Annotated in this window: 16 protein-coding genes; all 16 read right to left on the bottom strand. The window is 55.3% G+C overall.

What is annotated here, in order from left to right; translation table 11 throughout:
* Window positions 1–9: 9 nt before the first annotated feature.
* The 16 genes from AC1EK1_RS02985 to AC1EK1_RS02910 all read right to left on the bottom strand — a co-directional run bounded on the left by AC1EK1_RS02985 (window position 10) and on the right by AC1EK1_RS02910 (window position 17,210).
* Window positions 10–783: a ParA family protein gene (locus AC1EK1_RS02985; protein ID WP_480305639.1), complete on the bottom strand. Its 774-nt coding sequence runs from the start codon at window positions 781–783 to the stop codon at window positions 10–12.
* Between the two features lie 620 nt (window positions 784–1,403).
* The gene (locus tag AC1EK1_RS02980) at window positions 1,404–2,282 is read right to left on the bottom strand and encodes a nucleoside phosphorylase (RefSeq protein WP_480305638.1); all 879 of its coding nucleotides are present in this window, start codon (window positions 2,280–2,282) and stop codon (window positions 1,404–1,406) included.
* Between the two features lie 13 nt (window positions 2,283–2,295).
* Window positions 2,296–3,324, bottom strand: coding sequence for a flotillin-like protein FloA (gene floA / locus AC1EK1_RS02975; protein ID WP_480305637.1), 1,029 nt, complete (start codon window positions 3,322–3,324; stop codon window positions 2,296–2,298).
* A gap of 21 nt (window positions 3,325–3,345) precedes the next feature.
* Window positions 3,346–3,678, bottom strand: a complete 333-nt coding sequence (locus AC1EK1_RS02970; protein WP_480307232.1) for a hypothetical protein — start codon at window positions 3,676–3,678, stop codon at window positions 3,346–3,348.
* Window positions 3,679–3,713: 35 nt separating this feature from the next.
* Complete coding sequence (locus AC1EK1_RS02965; protein WP_480305635.1) at window positions 3,714–4,208, bottom strand: hypothetical protein; 495 nt, start codon at window positions 4,206–4,208, stop codon at window positions 3,714–3,716.
* On the bottom strand, window positions 4,205–5,470 hold the full coding sequence (locus AC1EK1_RS02960) for a hypothetical protein (RefSeq protein WP_480305634.1): 1,266 nt from the start codon (window positions 5,468–5,470) through the stop codon (window positions 4,205–4,207). The genes AC1EK1_RS02965 and AC1EK1_RS02960 overlap by 4 nt, the downstream gene beginning before the upstream one ends.
* Before the next feature lie 145 nt (window positions 5,471–5,615).
* Window positions 5,616–6,662, bottom strand: coding sequence for a hypothetical protein (locus tag AC1EK1_RS02955; protein ID WP_480305633.1), 1,047 nt, complete (start codon window positions 6,660–6,662; stop codon window positions 5,616–5,618).
* A gap of 116 nt (window positions 6,663–6,778) precedes the next feature.
* Entirely contained in the window at window positions 6,779–7,801 is a 1,023-nt protein-coding gene (locus AC1EK1_RS02950; protein ID WP_480305632.1) for a peptidoglycan DD-metalloendopeptidase family protein, read from the bottom strand.
* A 356-nt stretch (window positions 7,802–8,157) separates the two neighbouring features.
* A complete protein-coding gene (locus AC1EK1_RS02945; RefSeq protein ID WP_480305631.1) occupies window positions 8,158–8,550 on the bottom strand; it encodes an HIT family protein in 393 nt (130 codons plus the stop codon).
* 7 nt (window positions 8,551–8,557) lie between these two features.
* Complete coding sequence (gene greA / locus AC1EK1_RS02940) at window positions 8,558–9,028, bottom strand: transcription elongation factor GreA (RefSeq protein ID WP_480305630.1); 471 nt, start codon at window positions 9,026–9,028, stop codon at window positions 8,558–8,560.
* Window positions 9,029–9,666: 638 nt separating this feature from the next.
* Window positions 9,667–10,362: a porin family protein gene (locus tag AC1EK1_RS02935; RefSeq protein WP_480305629.1), complete on the bottom strand. Its 696-nt coding sequence runs from the start codon at window positions 10,360–10,362 to the stop codon at window positions 9,667–9,669.
* 169 nt (window positions 10,363–10,531) lie between these two features.
* On the bottom strand, window positions 10,532–11,911 hold the full coding sequence (murD, locus tag AC1EK1_RS02930; protein WP_480305628.1) for a UDP-N-acetylmuramoyl-L-alanine--D-glutamate ligase: 1,380 nt from the start codon (window positions 11,909–11,911) through the stop codon (window positions 10,532–10,534).
* Window positions 11,912–11,916: 5 nt separating this feature from the next.
* A complete protein-coding gene (mraY, locus tag AC1EK1_RS02925) occupies window positions 11,917–13,182 on the bottom strand; it encodes a phospho-N-acetylmuramoyl-pentapeptide-transferase (RefSeq protein WP_480305627.1) in 1,266 nt (421 codons plus the stop codon).
* Entirely contained in the window at window positions 13,182–14,651 is a 1,470-nt protein-coding gene (locus AC1EK1_RS02920) for a UDP-N-acetylmuramoyl-L-alanyl-D-glutamate--2,6-diaminopimelate ligase (RefSeq protein WP_480305626.1), read from the bottom strand. Before AC1EK1_RS02920 ends, mraY begins: the two co-directional genes overlap by 1 nt.
* 6 nt (window positions 14,652–14,657) lie before the next feature.
* Window positions 14,658–16,841, bottom strand: coding sequence for a penicillin-binding protein (locus tag AC1EK1_RS02915; RefSeq protein ID WP_480305625.1), 2,184 nt, complete (start codon window positions 16,839–16,841; stop codon window positions 14,658–14,660).
* Window positions 16,842–17,210, bottom strand: a complete 369-nt coding sequence (locus AC1EK1_RS02910; protein ID WP_480305624.1) for an FtsL-like putative cell division protein — start codon at window positions 17,208–17,210, stop codon at window positions 16,842–16,844.
* Window positions 17,211–17,476: the final 266 nt, after the last annotated feature.

Genomic DNA, 17,476 nt, shown 5'->3' with positions numbered 1-17,476 from the left:
GGTGGGTACTTAGTTTGTTGTCTTGTTTTTCTCTAGCAGTTCGCGTGCCAACTGTAGGTAGTTTTGGGAGCCACGGCTGTCCAGGTCAAAGTCGAGCACCGACTTTCCAAAACTTGGGGCCTCGCTGAGTCGCACGTTGCGGTGGATCACGCTGGTAAAGACGAGGGACTTGAAGTGCTTTTTCACCTCCTCGTACACTTGGTTGGAGTGTCGGGTCCGGGCATCGTACATGGTCATCAAAAATCCCTCAATATCTATATCCGGATTGAGTCGCTTCTTGACCACCTGCAGAGTGCTTAGCAGCTTGCTGATCCCCTCCAGTGCAAAGTACTCACACTGCACCGGTATGATCACGGAGTCCGCTGCCGCCAGTGCCGCTATCGTTGTCAGTCCGAGCGAGGGCGAGCAGTCGATGAGCAGGTAGTCGTAGTCGTCCTTGATCTTGGCGATCACCTCTCTCATCACGTACTCCCTCCGGGGGATCTTCATGAGCTCCACCTCGGCTCCGGCGAGGTCGGTGTGCGACGGGAGGATCATCAGCCCCTCCACGGATGTGGGCACGATACAGTCGTGTGGATCCTGCTCTCCGAGGATACAGCTGTAGATGGTCCGGTCGGGCGAGGGAGCCACCACGCCCAGACCACTGGTGGCATTGGCCTGAGGGTCGGCATCGATGATGAGGACCTTCTTTTCCAGCGCCACAAGTGAGGCCGCCAGGTTGATCGTCGTTGTCGTCTTGCCGACACCGCCCTTCTGGTTGGATATTGCGATTACTTTTCCCATTACTTTATCGATAGGTACACTTACAAAAGTACGAAAAAAGTATCAGATGCCGATTTTGGTGCTCCGGCTATCCCTTCGGCTCACCGCTCGGCCCTGAGCTCTAGATCGTAATGTGGGATCCGATCAAGAAAACACGACCCCGACAAGGGTCGTAAAAATGGTCGGCCGAGCCGGGGTCGGCAAATCTGTTTTTGGGCAGTGCCGTTTTTTCCCTTCTATCCGTCTAAGCGATCCCTTCTATCCGTGAAAAGTTTCGCTTCTATCCGTGAAAAGTTTCGCTTCTATCCGTGAAACGCAAGGTTCTTTGTAAGCATCTGATTACCAACACTTACCAAGAGGGCTTTTTGAGGGCCCAAAAACGGTCTGTTTTTCCCCCTTTTTGGAGAGCTGGGACCTTGATCAAAGTACGGGATCTGGCTTGAAGCCCCTGGCTATGTCTGCCAAGACCTTGTCGACCTCCTCGGTGCACTCGGTAGGGCATTCGGTCGCCCTCCGAGAGTCTCCTCATGGGAGGGAATGGTGGCCGAAGTCCTATTCGCCAAAAGCAGAGCGAGGAGGGGCCAAAACAGACTTTTGACCCCTCCTCGCTCTAAAATTGGTACGCTCGGTGGCGCAGTGGACTAGATTCGGTCCAGCACGATCTCGATGAGGTTGCTGAGCGAGTCCTTGTAGGTGGTATTCATGTTTTCGCTCTTGCGCCCTGCAATGATGGTACAGATGGTGAGTGCTCGGTGACCTAGGATGGCGGCAATACCGGCTAGGGCGGAGGACTCCATCTCAAAGTTGGTGATGCGTCTACCCTCATGCTCAAAGGCCATGATCTTGGCATTGAGATCCGGATCGGCCAGCCTGCCTCTCAGGCGACGGCCTTGGGGGGCGTAGAAGCCGTTGCAGGCGATGGTGCAACCATGGACGATACCTGTGCCGTCGGTGAACTGCCGAACCACCTCGTCCGGTGCCTTGACCGCATAGGGCCTCAGCCCCTTGATCTTCCAGTCCAGACCTTTGACCAGTGCGTCCTCAAAAGCGTGATCGACCACCTTGTCGGCGTCCTCATAGAAGTGCAAAACGCCATCAAAGCCGATCGCATACTCAGCGGCGACATAGGAGCCGATGGGAGTGTTGTCCTGCAGCCCTCCGCTGGTGCCGATCCGCACCACTGTGAGTGTTCGGTGGGTGTCACGTGCGGTGCGTGTGGCAAAGTCGATATTGGCCAGTGCGTCGAGCTCATTCATGACAATCTCGATATTGTCACCACCGATACCGTGCGACAGGGCTGTGATTCGCTTGCCCTTGTAGGTGCCGGTGATGGTGTGAAACTCTCGGCTGGTGACATTGACCTCCTGTGTGTCGAAGTAGGAGGCGATCTTGTCTACCCGCGAGGGGTCACCGCAGATGACGAGTTTGTCGGCCAGGTCTTCCGGCTTGATGTGTAGGTGAAAGATGGATCCGTCCTCATTGATGATGAGTTCGGAGGATGGGATTACGAATTTACTCATGCTCAGTTTTTTTTTAGTGTTTGTGTCTGGTCTCCTTTCCGTCCTCCTTGTCAAGTTGCTTGTCGTCGCTCTTGGTGGATGTCGGTGTGGCGATCACTTCGCGCATCTGGGTGTCGGCCTCGATATTCTTCATCCTGTAGTAGTCCATGACTCCCAGGTTGCCATTCCTAAATGCTTCGGCCATGGCGAGAGGCACCTCTGCCTCTGCCTCAATGACCTTGGCTCTAGCCTGCTGTGCTAGGGCACGCATCTCCTGCTCTTGAGCGACGGCCATGGCTCTGCGCTCCTCTGCCTTGGCCTGTGCGATGTTTTTGTCGGCTTGGGCTTGATCCATCTGGAGTACGGCACCAATGTTTTTGCCAATGTCGATATCGGCAATGTCTATAGAGAGAATCTCAAAGGCAGTACCGGCATCCAAGCCTTTTCGGAGGACGAGCTTGCTGATGGAGTCGGGGTTTTCGAGGACGATGGTGTGTCGCTCGGAGGATCCGATGCTGGAGACAATCCCCTCTCCCACTCGGGCTAGGATCGTCTCCTCTCCGGCACCACCGACGAGTTGGTTGATATTGGCACGCACGGTCACCCTCGCCTTGGCGATGAGCTGGATCCCATCCTTGGCCACTGCTGTGACGGGAGGGGTGTCGATCACCTTGGGGTTGACGGACATTTGCACAGCGTCAAAGACATCACGTCCGGCCAAATCAATGGCGGCGGCCATGCCAAATGGTAGGTCGATATTGGCCTTGCTGGCACTCACCAGTGCATGCACGACTTGCTCCACGTGCCCTCCGGCCAGGTAGTGCGCCTCGAGCTCATCGCGTGATAGCTTGATCCCGGCCTTGTGTGCCTCTACCATTGCCTTGGCGATCACACTCGGGGGAACATTTCGGATCCGCATCAGGAAGAGCTGCCAGAGCGATATCCGCACGCCCGATGCTATGGCTGAGATCCACAGGAGTATCGGGAAGTATCTGAAAAAAATCGTTAGGACAATGATGGCTAGCAAGACCATCATAGTCAGGAATAAGGCGTATTGATCCATAAGATTTTACTTCTTGTGTGGTTAGTGGTTGTTTACTGTTTTGTCTTGATCCATACGGACGTATATCTTGTTGTTCATGATTCGGGAAATATAGATGGGGACCCCCTCTGCGGTGAATCCATCCTCGGACTCAGCATAGAGAATATGGTCACCGACTCGGATATTGCCTCCGGGAGCCAGCCGACTGCCGGAGATGCCACGCTCTCCCTTGGTGACTGTCGGTGGAATGGTATTGACGACCTCGTCCACGGTCTTCTCTAGCGAAAACTTTCGGGCAAGCAGGATGAGAGCGACTAGGAGGAAGAGTGCAAGCAAGAGGATGCTTATGTTCAAAAAAGGAAAGCTCACGTCCATGGCGTTTTTCTGTAGTGTGGTCAGTGGTTAGTCTCTTAGCTTTCGTAGATTTTTTCGCGGTCCATGCGGACGTAGATCTTGTTGTTGGTAATCCGAGAAATGTAGATCGGGACCCCCTCGATGATGAATCCATCCTCGGACTCGGCATAGAGGATATGGTCACCGATACGGATATTGCCTCCGGGGGCAAGTCGGCTGGAGGAGATACCACGCGCACCTCGAGTGATCGTCGGGGGGATGGTATTGACGACCTCGTCCACGGAGGTGCTTAGCGAGATCTTTCGCAGGACCTTTTTCCGGCTAAGGAGCCAAAAGCCGAGAACGAAAAAGGCCAGACAGGCCACGGCAAAAGCTATGAGTAACGAGAGCTGACCAATAGAGAGGAGGTACCAACTGATGCCGAAGAGGGTGGAGATACCGAGTATTCCGGAGATTCCAAAGCCCGGAAAGAGAAAAAGCTCCCCCAATATGAGTGTCGCTACCACCAGCGCAGCGACCAGCAAGACAAGGATCAGTAGCATGAGTGTCATAGGTTTTGTTCTTGTCTGATAACTTCGTTTCGGAGGGCCTTCAGCTCCCTGTAGTAGAGTTGCTCCTGCTCCTCGAGTGCGAGAATCTCATCCGATCCGGCCCGAGAGCTCCCGCCGCGGTAGCTTTGCCTCAGTTGCGTCAGTCGCTGAAGGAGATCCTGGCGAGAAGACTCTATCCTCAGGTAGCGCTCCAGCGTCTGTCGTGCGGTTGATCGGGTCAGGTCGGAGACTCCATGGATGGGCTTGTCGGCGATAAAAAAGAGGGGCTCCGGGTCATCCACAAGAGTGGGGGATTCGGTCTCGGGTTGCACACTCAGGAGTGAGACGACTGCTCTACCGGCAGGCTGAACGGGGACAGAGTCCAAGAGTGCTGTCGGCACCCCATCGGGTAGTGAGCGGCATACCACGTACCGAGCGAACCCATCCGGTGCCTGCCACTCAGTGATATAAGAGGCAATGCCGGATCCCTCATCTATCCGGTAGGCGTAGTCGTTGGCGAGGGTATTGATTGGCAGTGGCAATTGTTGCGGGACGAGAAGAGTGTGATTTTCGGCATCGTATCGGCTCACATAGATATCCGCTCCACCCAAGGTCCCGGGGCCGTTGTAGCTAAAGTAGAGGGTCCTCCCATCCGACATCAAGAAAGGATAGCTCACCTGACCGGCCGGATCCAGCCCGAGTATCTCTATGGGCTGAATATGCTCCTCATCCCATGTACCATCCGCGAGGAGCGTCACCAGACCAAAGGTACTTCCGCCCTCGGTGTTGGGTAGGACGGTCCACCGCACCTGGGCTCCTCGTGCGACGTACCCTATGCTGTCACCTGTCCCCAGTGCGCCAAAGTCCTTTTGCTGTCGTGCGAGGAGCGTGCGTGTCTCATCTGCAATGATCGAGTCCAGCAGCTGGATACTCTGCTTGGCACCCAGCATTCGCTCAGCGATGCGGAGTCGGGTCATCACGGCTCCATAGGCGACTGTGTCGGTAATCTCTCGCTCACGCAGACCGTCCAGTACCTCATGAGCCTGTGCGACCTCCATGCGACATAGAGCCACACGAGCTGCCAATAGACGGTTGGCAAAGGTCCGCTTTTGTCGCTTGTTGAGCCCACGAAGCACCTCCTCCGCAGGCCGAGTGTCTCCGGACGAAAGCGCACGCAACACCTCCTCCATAGGCGGGGGAGTAGCCTGTGCCGGTACGGCCAGTGCCAAAAGAAGCATTGCGACGAGGAGATGGGATAGTCGGTGGGGTAGTCGGTCAATCATGGGTCTCGGAACTTATTACAACCAAAGATACCTAAAAAACGATACTTTGGTACAGTCCTTTTGTCCCGATCATGAGAAGTCGGTTTGCCGACTGTCGTCGCCCGTTTTTTCGGTCCCCAATCCCCAAAATGTGCGACCGGCCTCTCTAGAGAGCGACGTTGAGGGTAAGGGCTTGGTGCGAATAGAGGCCTTTGGGGATCAGATGCAGACCTAGATCCAAGCGAAGGTCTACTCCATGGTTGCTCCAGATCTGCCAAAAGCCCTGGATTTGGGTATAGGATCGATCCTGCAAGAAGGGGTTTTCTTGGTAGAGTAGTTCGCCATACTTGGCTCTCAGCTTTTGGTGTCCGGTGCCGTAGTAGGTGTAGCCCTCCAGTCCTACTCTGTGGTAGCGTGCCTTGAGTTCTGCGATCAATCCCGCACAGCGGTACGACTCATGTGCCACCCGATCACGCTCATAGCTTCCATACACTCCGGTGGCAAAGGACAGATCCACTCGAGGGGTCGGTGCCCACTTGTACCCGACCAATATCTCCGCCTGCAGATCCTCCACCACTCCGGAGAGCACCTCGGCGCGTTGCTCCGACGCCACATGCTGCATACTCCAAGCCGAGGTGGTAAAAAAGCCATCTCGGGCATACGAGGTGACCAGTCCGGCACGAAAACGCTCACGCACCCCGATATCCTTTTGGTTCATCCAGTTGATCCAGAGATGTGCATAGCGATCCGACGAGCGATCATAGCCGACAAGCAGCCCGGCCATATAGGGGTTGAGGAGGTAGATCTTGGCTGTCTCAAATCTATCTGTTGTACCACGATAGGCCAGTTTTTTGTCAAAGATACCGGTGGTCAGGCTCCACGCCTCTTTTTGCAGTCTGTAGTAGGCGACGGGGGCAAAGAGTGTCCGGGTGTCCGGTGTGCCGTATTGCTTGAAAACACTCGCCCCCAGGTGCAGAGAGTGGTGTCCTCTCCATGTCCACACAAGAGTAGGCACTGCACGGATACCCGCCACAGTATAGCCGGATCCATAGGGGCTTTGGTCGTACTCTCGGTTGTCAAAGAGTGCATATACCTCCAGACTGGTCTTGGGAGACCGCAGGCGGCTCTGAGCCACGACCGGCCTAGCTGTCGCCACAAGCAAGATTGGCAGGAAGATGAGTAGGACTAGGCGTCGAGCAGGGGGAGTGGTCATTGTTGGGAATTGGTCGGGGGTTATGAAAAAGCCCCCGACTAGGCACAGCAGTGCTGTCGGGGGTGTGTAGGGCTATACTGTTGTCCGGGTGCTATTTTGCGCCCGGGGATATATTTTTAGTTGCTGACGCGGAGCGAGCGTCCCACCCTCAGTGTGGTGCGGGTGGAGATCCCATTGAGCTGACAGAGCTTGCGTACCGTCGTACCGTTTTGGCGAGCGATCTTGCCAAGGGTGTCTCCTTTCCGGATCTTGATGACCTTGATATCGCTACCGGCACCGCCTCCGCCACTGCGAGCCACTCTGCTCTTGCCCGCACTGCGAGCAGTCTGTCTGGAAAAGGCATAGGTCTCACTGTGCGGGAGCCCGGTCTCAAAGTCGACAATCTGTGCCGGGTTGATCGGAATACCCATGAACCTCATCTCCAAGTGTAGGTGTGGTCCGGTGGAGCGTCCGGTATTGCCTCCAAGCCCTATCGGGTCACCGGCGCGCACGATGTCACCCTCTCGCACACTGTGCTTGCTGAGGTGTCCATAGACCGTCTCGAGGCCGTTGGCGTGGCGCACGACCACGTAGTTGCCAAAGCCACGACGCTCAAAGTCCACTATGCGCACTCGACCGTCAAAGCAACTGCGTACTGTGTCTCCCACTTGCAGCTTTAGGTCAATGCCTTGGTGCATACGCCTAAATCTACGACGGTAGCCGTACCCGCTATTTACTCGGCGCATACCGTCGAGCGGATAGGCAAAGTCTTTGCAGCTGATCTCGTACTCGCTTGGGATATCGATATCTTTTTTTCCGGCAAAGGGGTTGACGAACTTGGTCCACGAGTCCTCGCCATAGAGTTCCATCGCCGGGAACTCAAGGCTCTCCCGTGAGGAGCCACACCCGACCGACTGATTCATGATCGTGGCATAGTCGAGTATCGTCTTTTTGTCTGCCAGAGAGCCGGCCAATAGGGTGGATAGATCCGGCACCACCACTTCTTTTGCTTCTTTACTTAGGGAGTCACTCTTTGCGACAGCAGCAGTGTGTCCCATCGGCATGGCCTGCTTTCCGTGGTGACTTTGGGCGACGGCCGGTGTCCCTGCCAGTATGCCCCAGCATACCACGAGCAAGCTCGGAATTGGATTGCTTATCATGTGAATAAATCTGCCGGATTCGCCAGTCATGCATCTGCACGCAAAGTCTCTTTTTGCCACAGAGGCATCACTCCCGACACCGGTCCAAAACTCTACATTTATCTATTATCTTATCCTGTACCGCCTCTCATCAAGTCAACTCTCCACGGTGGCTGACAACCGTCCGACTCCCAGTCGCCTAGGATAGTCCGCCTGATGACAGGGCTTGTACTTCGATCCGAAAGATACGTATTTTTTGGTTCACACCCCAAAAACGAGGGTAAAAATAGAGGCAACTTATGTTTTTTAAGGGTTATTTAAGAAAAAGGATCCAATCCCTATGGCTCCATTTCACCAAAAACTCCTCACCACGACACCTATTGGTGCATCGCTTTTTGGATGGACTCGGCTATGGCCTGCATCGTTTTAGGATCCAGACTTTGCTTCTTTCGGAAATCCATGTCACCCTCCGTGGTGATCGGGATCAGGTGGACGTGTGCGTGGTTGACCTCTAGTCCCAGTACAGCGACACCCACTTTTCGGCAACCTGTGGCACCCTTGATCCCTCGCGCCACCTTTTTGGCAAAGGTCATCAGGCCGCCAAGCTCCTCATCGGATAGGTCGAAAAGGTAGTCCTCCTCCCGCTTGGGTACGACAAGGGTATGCCCGGGCTGTACCGGATTGATGTCCAAGAAAGCAAAGAAGTGCTCATCCTCCGCAATCTTGTAGGAGGGAATTTCGCCGGCAATGATTTTGGAAAACAGTGTCATTTTTGTCTCAGAATCCTATGTTGAGTACCTTGAACCTCAGGGTGCCTGCCGGCACCTCTATATCCACCTCATCCCCTACTCCTTTGCCTATGAGTGCTTTGGCTATGGGGGTGGAGACGGCTATCTTGCCCTCGCGCTGGTTGCTCTCGTTGTCGGAGACTATGGTGTAGGTCTTTTCCTTGTTGCGCTTCAGGTCGAGGATGGTCACCTTGCTGAGTATCTGCACTTTGGAGGTGTCCATCTTGGAGGTGTCCAGGATCTTGACACTCGCCAGCTGCATCCGCAGATGAGCGATCTTGTCCTCCAGCGTCGCTTGCTTCTCTTTCGCCGCACTATACTCTGCGTTTTCGGAGAGGTCCCCTTTTTCACGGGCCTCTGCGATCTCGGTGATCACCTGTGGGCGATCAATCTCCTCGAGCTTGCGGATCTCGCTGAGGAGGTTGTTGTAGCCCTCCTCGGTCATGTAGATGTAGTCCATATCTGTTTCGTTTTGTGTTGGTTTATCTTGCTTACACCGGGAGCTTCGCCGGTGACCGAATACCCAGTAAACAATAGCAATTCCAAGCCGTACAGCCTGGAATCGCCTATGGGTGTGTTTACATTCCAAAAGCCCCTCCTCTGTCACAAATGTAGACATTTATCCCGAACTATCCAATTTCCCCCGACACCTCATGGACAACCTCTGCCAAGGGCCAAAGCCGAGTGCCGGTGACCTGTTTTCGGCACTCTCTCCTCGGACAAAAAGCACTTGCCCGGGTGCACGAACTTTTTCCCTTCTATCCGTCTAAGCGATCGCTTCTATCCGTGAAAACTTTCGCTTCTATCCGTGAAAACTTTTGCTTCTATCCGTGAAACTCGAGGTCTCGTGTAAGTATCTCAATATCAATGCGTCCAAAAGGGGTGTTTTTGAACCCCAAAAAGGTCTGTTTTCCCGCCATTTCAGGGGCTTTTTGGATGAAGAAAGGATTCGGATTCTGCTGATCTGTTTTGCCCTCCTCGACCGGATCGGCCGATTTCCTACACAAAAAAAAACGGAGGATGTGTGCATTCACACATCCTCCGGAGTGACAAGACCCTATCGGGGGTCTTTTTTCTCACTAAGACCTTGGTGCGCCCTTAGAAGCGATAGCCGACGGTCACAAAGAAGTTGGTGTTGTTGGTCTTTGAAGCGAAGGAGGAGCGGAACCAGTCCTCTGCTTTTTTGAAAGCTTCGGAGGAGGTCATATTGACTCCCTTGCTGAGGTCCTGCAAGCCGAGCTGATAGCCCACACCGACCATGAAGCGGTTGAACTCTACTCCGGCACCCACTTGCATACCCCAGTCGAAGCGGTTGTAGACTTTGTCCTTGAAGAGGTCTATATCGCTGATAGACTTTTCTTTGTCGGGCTTTGCCAGTTTGGTTTTGCCATTGATCCCGAATGCCACATAGGGTCCGGCGTTGACAAAAACATTGGTGTGATCGGCCAGTCCAAAGCGTGCATTGAGGAGCACAGGGACATCAATGTAGTTGAGTTGACGGATCAAGTCAACCGGCTTTTTATTCACATCTAGGGAAGCCAGCTTGGCTCCCTTCATGGAGAAGTAAACACCGGGCTGTACGGAGAGCTGTGTGACTCCGAGATTGAGGAAGGTCCAGTCGACAGCGACACCACCTCTGAAGCCATTGAGCAACTCCGCCTTGGCTGTCTTTTTGTCAATATTGGCCAGGTTGGCTCCCTGGTATCCGGCATTGACGATGAATGACAAATCTTGTGCCATGGCACTCATGGAGAGTGCAAGTACCGCTGTGGCGGCCATAATTATCTTCTTCATAGTTTGTTTCTTCTTTTTGAAGTTACGGGAGACTTGATGCTGTACCTCAGCATCGCTCCATTGGTAAAGGTACACAAAAAAACGGAGTGGAGCGACCCGCTTGCCCGCCAAGGGTGGTGGACAGGGGTACGAGGGGGGCGTTTTTTCATCAAAAAGCCCCATAGGTCGATCACGCTTCTGTCTGGGTGCCGGCCAACTTGCGGGCTTCGTCACGGAAGCAGTCTCCACGGTGCTCGTAGTTGTGAAATAGGTCGAACGACGCACAGGCCGGTGACAGGAGGAAGGTATCTCCCGGCTTGGTGTCCAGGAGACGAAGTCGCTCAAAGGCCTCGGGCATGCTCCGGACATCATAGGCCGGTATGGGGAGTGCGTCGAAGGTGGCGTGGAGCTTTTGGGAGTCGGTGGTGAGGTAGATGAGTGCCTTGCACTTTTGGCGGACGAGTGGCAGGATATCGTTGTAGTCGTTTCCCTTGTCGGTACCCCCCAGGATGAGGATGGTACTTGCAGGTGCCATGGCGCCCAGCGCGTAGTGGGTGGCGTCGATATTGGTGGCCTTGGAGTCATTGATCATGGTGACTCCGTGCCACGTACCCACATGCTCCATGCGATGAGGTATGCCGGCAAAGTGGTTGAGGGCTTTTTGGACCGTACCATCTCTGAGGGCTGTTTGGACCCCCAGAGCGGAGAGGATCAGGCAGGCGGCCATGACATTGGCTGCATTGTGCTCGCCCTTGAGCCGCATGTCGGCAAAGTCGAGCTCGGCTGTGGTGTCGCGGTCCGTGTGTATGCGGATGATCCCGTCTCGGTAGTAGGCTGTGGCACGGTCGTCCTTTAGCGAGAAGGTGTACTCTCGGGAGCAAAGTGCCGGTGATCGGTCGATGAGTTGGCGAGTGATGGGGTCATCGAGGTTGATGATGTGCAGGTCATCGGGTGTCTGGGCCCTAAAGATGCGCCACTTGGCATCGGCATACTTGTCGAGACTGTGGTCGTAGCGATCGAGGTGATCCGGTGTGACATTGAGCAGAGCCGCCACTCGGAGATCGGTGTCGTACATGTGGTCGAGCTGAAAGGAACTCAGCTCGATGACGTAGTAGTCGTGGGGGTCGGAGGCGACACAGTGGGCCAGCGAGGTGCCGATATTGCCACAGGCGATGGCATCCAGCCCACAGGCGCGGAGGAGGTAGGCGGTGAGGGTGGTGGTAGTGGTCTTGCCATTGCTACCGGTGATGCCAATGAGGGTGGAGGTGCCGGCGAAGCGTGCGGCGTACTCGGGCTCGGATAGGATCGGGACACCGGCCTCACGACACCGCAGGACGACCGGAGCTGTGTCGGGGATGCCGGGACTCTTGATGACTGCCGTGGCTTGCTCAAGGTCGGGGAGTAGATGCCCACCCTCCTCGTAGGGGATATGGCTTTGCGCCAGTAGCTCTCGTGTCTTGGTCGAGAGCATACCGCTGTCCGAGAGTAGTACGCGCGACCCCTGCTTTTGGGCCAAAAGCGCACTCCACAGGCCACTCTCTCCCCCGCCAAGTACTATAATGTAATCCATACGATCTACCTAAACTTTAGTGTAACAATAGTCAGCACAGCCAGCAGTATCCCTATCAGCCAAAAGCGGACAGTGATCTTGGACTCGGGGACGGCACGCACAGGGGCTTGTATCAGCGCATCGATGGTGCCGTTGCCGGGTTTTTGGAAGTGGTGATGCAGGGGGGTCATCTTGAAGACACGACGCCCTTTGCCGGTACGTCGCTTGGTGTACTTGAAGTAAGTGGTCTGAAGAATCACCGAGAGTGTCTCGACCAAAAACACGCCACAAAGGATGGGCAAAAGAAGCTCCTTGCGGATAATGATGGAAAAGACGGCTATGATCCCTCCCAGCATAAGGCTACCCGTGTCGCCCATGAAGACCTGTGCCGGATAGGCGTTGTACCACAAAAAACCTACCGTCGCACCAATGAAGGCGGCGGCAAAGATAACCAGCTCCTCTGCTCCCGGGATGAACATGATATTGAGGTAGGAGGCAAACTGAATGTGCGAGCTCATGTAGGCAAAGACCCCCAGCACCACTCCAATGATGGCAGAAGAGCCGGTAGCCAAGCCGTCGAGTCCATCGGTGAGGTTGGCACCATTGGAGACAGCCATGACGATGAAGACGAAGATCAGCGTGACAAAAATCATCGTGAATAGCTCGCTGTTTCGACCGATGCCGATCATTTGCGCCACCTCTGCGTAGTCGAGGTTATTGTTTTTGACAAATGGGATCGTGGTCTTGAGGGAGCGCACCTCCGTGGTCGTAAACTCCACCACCTGCTCGCCATGCTCCGTGAGGACCTCAGCGTTGTCCTTGATCACTATCGCAGGACTGGTGAGCATCACCATAGCGACCAGCACACCCAGTCCAAGCTGCGCAATGAGCTTGTAGCGCCCGTGGATCCCCTCCTTGTTTTTCCTGAAAACCTTGACGTAGTCATCCACAAAGCCGAGTGTTCCGAGCCAAATCGTGGTGACGATCATCAGGAGAATGTAGATGTTATTGAGCCGGCAAAACAGCAGGACCGGCACAAGCAGTGAGAGGAGGATAATGATCCCGCCCATGCTGGGTGTCCCCACCTTGGCGAGCTGTCCCTCGATATCCAGCGGACGAATAGAGTCGCTCATCTGCTTGCGTCTGAGGAGATCGATGATCTTGTCACCTATGAGAGTGGCCACGACAAGGCTGAGGACCAGGGCAAGCGCAGCCCGGGTGGAGGTGTAGGTAAAAGCTCCGGCACCGGGTATATTTAGTCGCTGCAAGTACTCAAAAAGATAGTAAAGCATCAGTCCTTCTTCTTCTCGGTTTCAAAAACAGCCTGGACCTCCTCTACGTCACTGAAGTGATGGCGGACGCCCTTGACCTCCTGGTAGGGCTCGTGACCTTTGCCGGCGATGAGGATGATATCCTGTGGCATCGCCATGGTGCAGGCTGTGCGGATAGCCTCTCGGCGTGCGGTGATGCAGAGCGTGCGCCGGGTTTCGTCCTCGCTCAGACCGGAATACAGGTCGGCGATGATGGCTTCGGGCTCCTCGCTCCGAGGATTGTCGGATGTAAGGATGAGCAGATCGGAGTAGCGGACAGCCGTTGCGGCCATGATTGGTCGCTTGCCGTGGTCTCTATCCCCACCGGCTCCCACCACAGTGATGATCCGTCCGCCATGTTGTTTTTGGAGATCGGTGAGGGTCTGGAGGACATTTTGGAGGGCGTCGGGCGTATGGGCAAAGTCGACAATAGCGACATAGCCCTTGGGCGAAGACATTGTCTGGAATCGCCCATCCACCGGACGGAGGCCACTCAGCACACGGAGTACCTCTCCGTGCTCCTGACCGAGCAGCATGGCGGCTCCGTAGACTGCGAGGATATTGTAGGCGTTGAACGCTCCCACGAGTCTTGTGGTCAGCTCTGTCCCGTTGATGAATAGATCCGTACCGTCCAAGTGTTGCTCGACGATGGTCCCCTTGAAGTCCGCATCCCGCTTCAGCGCATACGTATGCACCTCGGCTTGGGTGTTTTGGACCATCACAGCACCGTTGGTCTCATCGATATTGGTGAGGGCAAAGGCCTCCTTGGGCAGACCGTCAAAAAACGATTGTTTGGCGTGCAGATAGTTTGCAAACGTCTTGTGAAAATCGAGGTGATCCCTGGTCAGGTTGGTAAATATCCCACCACGGAAGGTCGTCCCACCGATCCGGTGCTGTACGACCGAGTGAGAGGAGACCTCCATAAAAGCGTACTCGCACCCCGCCTCCACCATATGCGCCAAGTAGGCTTGGAGGGTCAGAGCATCCGGTGTGGTGAGCTTGCTGGGAATCTCCTGTCCATCCACTATCACACAGACGGTGCTGATGAGTCCACTCTTGTGTCCGAGGCTCGTGAAGAGTCGGTAGAGTAGTGTGGCGATGGTTGTCTTGCCATTGGTCCCGGTGACCCCCACCAGTGTGAGCTTATCGGATGGGTGGTCATAAAAGTTGGCGGCAAGCGGTCCCACCACCACATCGGTGTGCTCCACTCGCACATAGGTGACCCCCACCTTGCGGCTCTCGGGCACCGTCTCGCAGAGGATGGCCGTCGCTCCGTTGGCCTCCGCCTGCGCTATAAAGTCGTGGCCATCGGTCACGGTCCCGCGGATAGCCACAAAGAGCTCGCCCGGGCGTACCGTACGCGAGTCATTGGTTATCCGTGCGATCTCCACTTGGTCATCCCCCTCTATCACCTCATGGGGGATGCCTTTCATCAGTTTATTTAGGATCATAGTTGGTTATCTCAATATTAGCGTCACTCTGTTTCCTTCGCTTATCTTTCGGTCGGGGGGGATGGACTGGCTGTGTACACATCCTCCTTTTCCGACCAGGTTTACCTTCAACCCCTGCATCTCGGCCAAAAACACGGCATCCGAGGCGGCCATCCCCACCAAGTAGGGCATACGGTTCACGACCGGGTCTTTCATCCGCATGATGGCTATGGTGTCATTGGGGGAGTAGCAGGCCCAGTCACCGTTGCCCACCACTTCGGGCAGAGTGGTCTTGGTCAAGTGTACCCCCTGTCTCACGCTACGCGCCACTCCACCGGCCACATGTTGGTCAAATACCGCAGTACTGTCCGGTGTGTAGTCACTGAGGTGGAGGGTGTTGGTGGTAGCCACAGTCTGTTCGGCCACTTCTCGGAGGACCTTTCCGGGGATGCTCCCGGAGGGGTACACCCCCCTTGGTCGACTGACGACCACGATACAGCTGTACAGAGGGTCGTCGGCCGGGAAGTAGCCACAAAAGGTCACATTGTGCCCATACCCGGCATCATAGCCACCCGCACCGGAGATTTTGGCCGTACCGGTTTTGCCGGCTATTTGCACAAAAGGCGAGTTCATCGCCTTGCCCGTACCATTGGTCACGACACCGCGCAACATCTCCCGCAGCTCCTTGATGGCTCGGTCGCAGGCGATCTGCTTGTTTTTCACCTTGGGGCCGTTTTCGTACGCCACCTCATCGTCGTTGTGGACGGAGGTCACCAGGTAGGGCTCCATCATCCTGCCACCGTTGGCCACAGCGTTATAAAAGCGGAGTGTGTATATCGGTGGCATCTGCACTTGGTAGCCAAATGATATCCACGTCATGGCTCCGGGTCGCCACCCTTCGGGGTTGGTGTTGATGTGGGGTTTGGTCGTGCCCGGAATCTCCAGATCGATCTGATCGAAGATATTCATCTTGTCCAGTGCGTCAAAAAAAGCACGATTGTTTTTGGGGCTCTCGTTTCCAAACGTATTGCGGACGGCCATGGCGGCTCCGATATTGGACGAAAACTCTATGGCCTGCGCATAGCTGATCCGCCCGTAGCCACCCTTGTGGGCATTGTGGTCCTTGATCACGAGCCCACGGCCCACACGATAGAGTCCGTTGCCCACATCGACCGTATCTCCCGGGTGGATCCGTCCTTGGTCGAGCGAGGCCAGCATCGTGATGCCCTTGAAGGTAGACCCCGGCTCCAGCTGGTCGGCCAGTGCATGGTTCGTTCGCTCGACATAGCTACCCTCTCCCACTCGGTCCAGATTGGCCATGGCACGGATGGCACCCGTCTTCACCTCCATCACCACCGCACAGCCCCAGTCGGCATCCACCTCGGTGAGAGCCTTGCGCAGAGCTCGCTCTGTGATATCCTGTATGTCGACATTGAGGGTCGTATAGACGTCCATCCCGTTTTTGGGCAGGCGGATCGGATCCGGCACCCACCGCTTGGGGACAAAGATAAAGCGATCCAAGCCCGGCTCTCCGCACAAAACCTTGTCAAAAGCCAGCTCCAGCCCACTGCTCCCATGCGTAATCCCGAGACTGTCCGCATCCCGCTTGAGCGAACCGATGGTCCGCTGTGCCAGGTTGCCATAGGGCATCACCCGACGGATATACCGAGTGGTCGTAAACCCGGTCTTATTTTTATTCCCCACAGAGAGGTAGGGCATCTGCTGCATTGCCAGCAACTCCATGTGCGACACCTCCTTGTCCACCACTCGCCACGAGCGACTCTTGCGCTCATAGCCACGCATCAGGTGCGCCCGATACGCGGCGGCACTCTTATCCTTGAAGTAGCCACTCAGCCGATACGCCAGAGAGTCCACGTTGTGGGCAAAAAGATCCGCATCAAACCCCGCCGCCCGAAAGTCGATCCTGGTCTCGTACCTCGGCACACTGATCGCCAATAGGGTGTTTTCGTCCGAGTAGATATTGCCACGTCGGGGCAATGAGGGCTGGTTCCCCTTGTGCATATGGGCATTGAGCCCCTTCCACGCCGCCGCATCCACGGTGGCGGTCCAGGTCGTCTTTAGGAAAACAGCCACCGACAGCACCGACAGCACCAAGCCGATCAAGAAGTACCTCATGTACGAGGTCCGGACCCGCTCCTCTCGCTCCTCGACTCCTGCCTGCAGGCGGTTGTTGGTCTCGCTACCACTCATTTACTTGATCAGTATAGGGGGAGACTTGGGGATACTCAGGTCCAGGTTGTCGGCACGGACCCGCTCCTCAATAGAGGAGAGTCGACGTGCACCCATCAGCTCGGACTCCACCGTCACCTGCTCCATACGCCGCTCCGTAATCTCACGATTGAGGCGCGCAATCTCCTTCTTACCCCTCAGCAAGGTATAGGTATTGAGCCCCTGGATGATGAAGAGCATCGCCACCGCCACGATCCAGATCGCATTGCGTAGCGTCAGCTGTCCCTCAAGGAAAGTCCCTTGAGTGATGTTCCAAAAACGCCTCTGCCAGGAGCGCTTGTTTTTGGTGCCACCCTTTTGGGGTACGCTATGTGGAGATGTATTCGCCATCAAGCTCGGGTCATCGATTTTCCGGAAAAGGAGGTGGGAGAATGTGCCCCAAAGCACCGCACTCGCACCTGTGCCCAAAGGACGCACCCACCTAGGGACACCGTCTCTTTGGTGCTACAAACTTACCCAATTCCCTCATTATTCTATCCGAAACGGAGAAAAAGGGAAGCAGGTACTATGAGAAAGATAAAATCACTGTGTGATTTGAATAAATCACTTAGTGATCTGAACAAATCACTTAGTGATCTGAATAAATCACACAGTGA

The sequence above is a fragment of the Porphyromonas sp. C0026D3 genome (assembly GCF_056590775.1).
This window is presented reverse-complemented; position numbering and strand designations above follow the sequence as displayed.

Excerpts from the sequence above, each read along its gene's own strand:
- AC1EK1_RS02920 (WP_480305626.1), bottom strand. The coding sequence starts at position 14,651 with ATGATCCTAAATAAACTGATGAAAGGCATCCCCCATGAGGTGATAGAG.
- AC1EK1_RS02950 (WP_480305632.1), bottom strand. The coding sequence starts at position 7,801 with ATGATAAGCAATCCAATTCCGAGCTTGCTCGTGGTATGCTGGGGCATA.
- AC1EK1_RS02915 (WP_480305625.1), bottom strand. The coding sequence starts at position 16,841 with ATGAGTGGTAGCGAGACCAACAACCGCCTGCAGGCAGGAGTCGAGGAG.
- AC1EK1_RS02910 (WP_480305624.1), bottom strand. The coding sequence starts at position 17,210 with ATGGCGAATACATCTCCACATAGCGTACCCCAAAAGGGTGGCACCAAA.
- AC1EK1_RS02970 (WP_480307232.1), bottom strand. The coding sequence starts at position 3,678 with ATGGACGTGAGCTTTCCTTTTTTGAACATAAGCATCCTCTTGCTTGCA.
- mraY (WP_480305627.1), bottom strand. The coding sequence starts at position 13,182 with ATGCTTTACTATCTTTTTGAGTACTTGCAGCGACTAAATATACCCGGT.
- AC1EK1_RS02960 (WP_480305634.1), bottom strand. The coding sequence starts at position 5,470 with ATGATTGACCGACTACCCCACCGACTATCCCATCTCCTCGTCGCAATG.
- AC1EK1_RS02980 (WP_480305638.1), bottom strand. The coding sequence starts at position 2,282 with ATGAGTAAATTCGTAATCCCATCCTCCGAACTCATCATCAATGAGGAC.
- AC1EK1_RS02985 (WP_480305639.1), bottom strand. The coding sequence starts at position 783 with ATGGGAAAAGTAATCGCAATATCCAACCAGAAGGGCGGTGTCGGCAAG.
- AC1EK1_RS02945 (WP_480305631.1), bottom strand. The coding sequence starts at position 8,550 with ATGACACTGTTTTCCAAAATCATTGCCGGCGAAATTCCCTCCTACAAG.
- AC1EK1_RS02935 (WP_480305629.1), bottom strand. The coding sequence starts at position 10,362 with ATGAAGAAGATAATTATGGCCGCCACAGCGGTACTTGCACTCTCCATG.
- floA (WP_480305637.1), bottom strand. The coding sequence starts at position 3,324 with ATGGATCAATACGCCTTATTCCTGACTATGATGGTCTTGCTAGCCATC.
- murD (WP_480305628.1), bottom strand. The coding sequence starts at position 11,911 with ATGGATTACATTATAGTACTTGGCGGGGGAGAGAGTGGCCTGTGGAGT.
- AC1EK1_RS02965 (WP_480305635.1), bottom strand. The coding sequence starts at position 4,208 with ATGACACTCATGCTACTGATCCTTGTCTTGCTGGTCGCTGCGCTGGTG.
- greA (WP_480305630.1), bottom strand. The coding sequence starts at position 9,028 with ATGGACTACATCTACATGACCGAGGAGGGCTACAACAACCTCCTCAGC.
- AC1EK1_RS02955 (WP_480305633.1), bottom strand. The coding sequence starts at position 6,662 with ATGACCACTCCCCCTGCTCGACGCCTAGTCCTACTCATCTTCCTGCCA.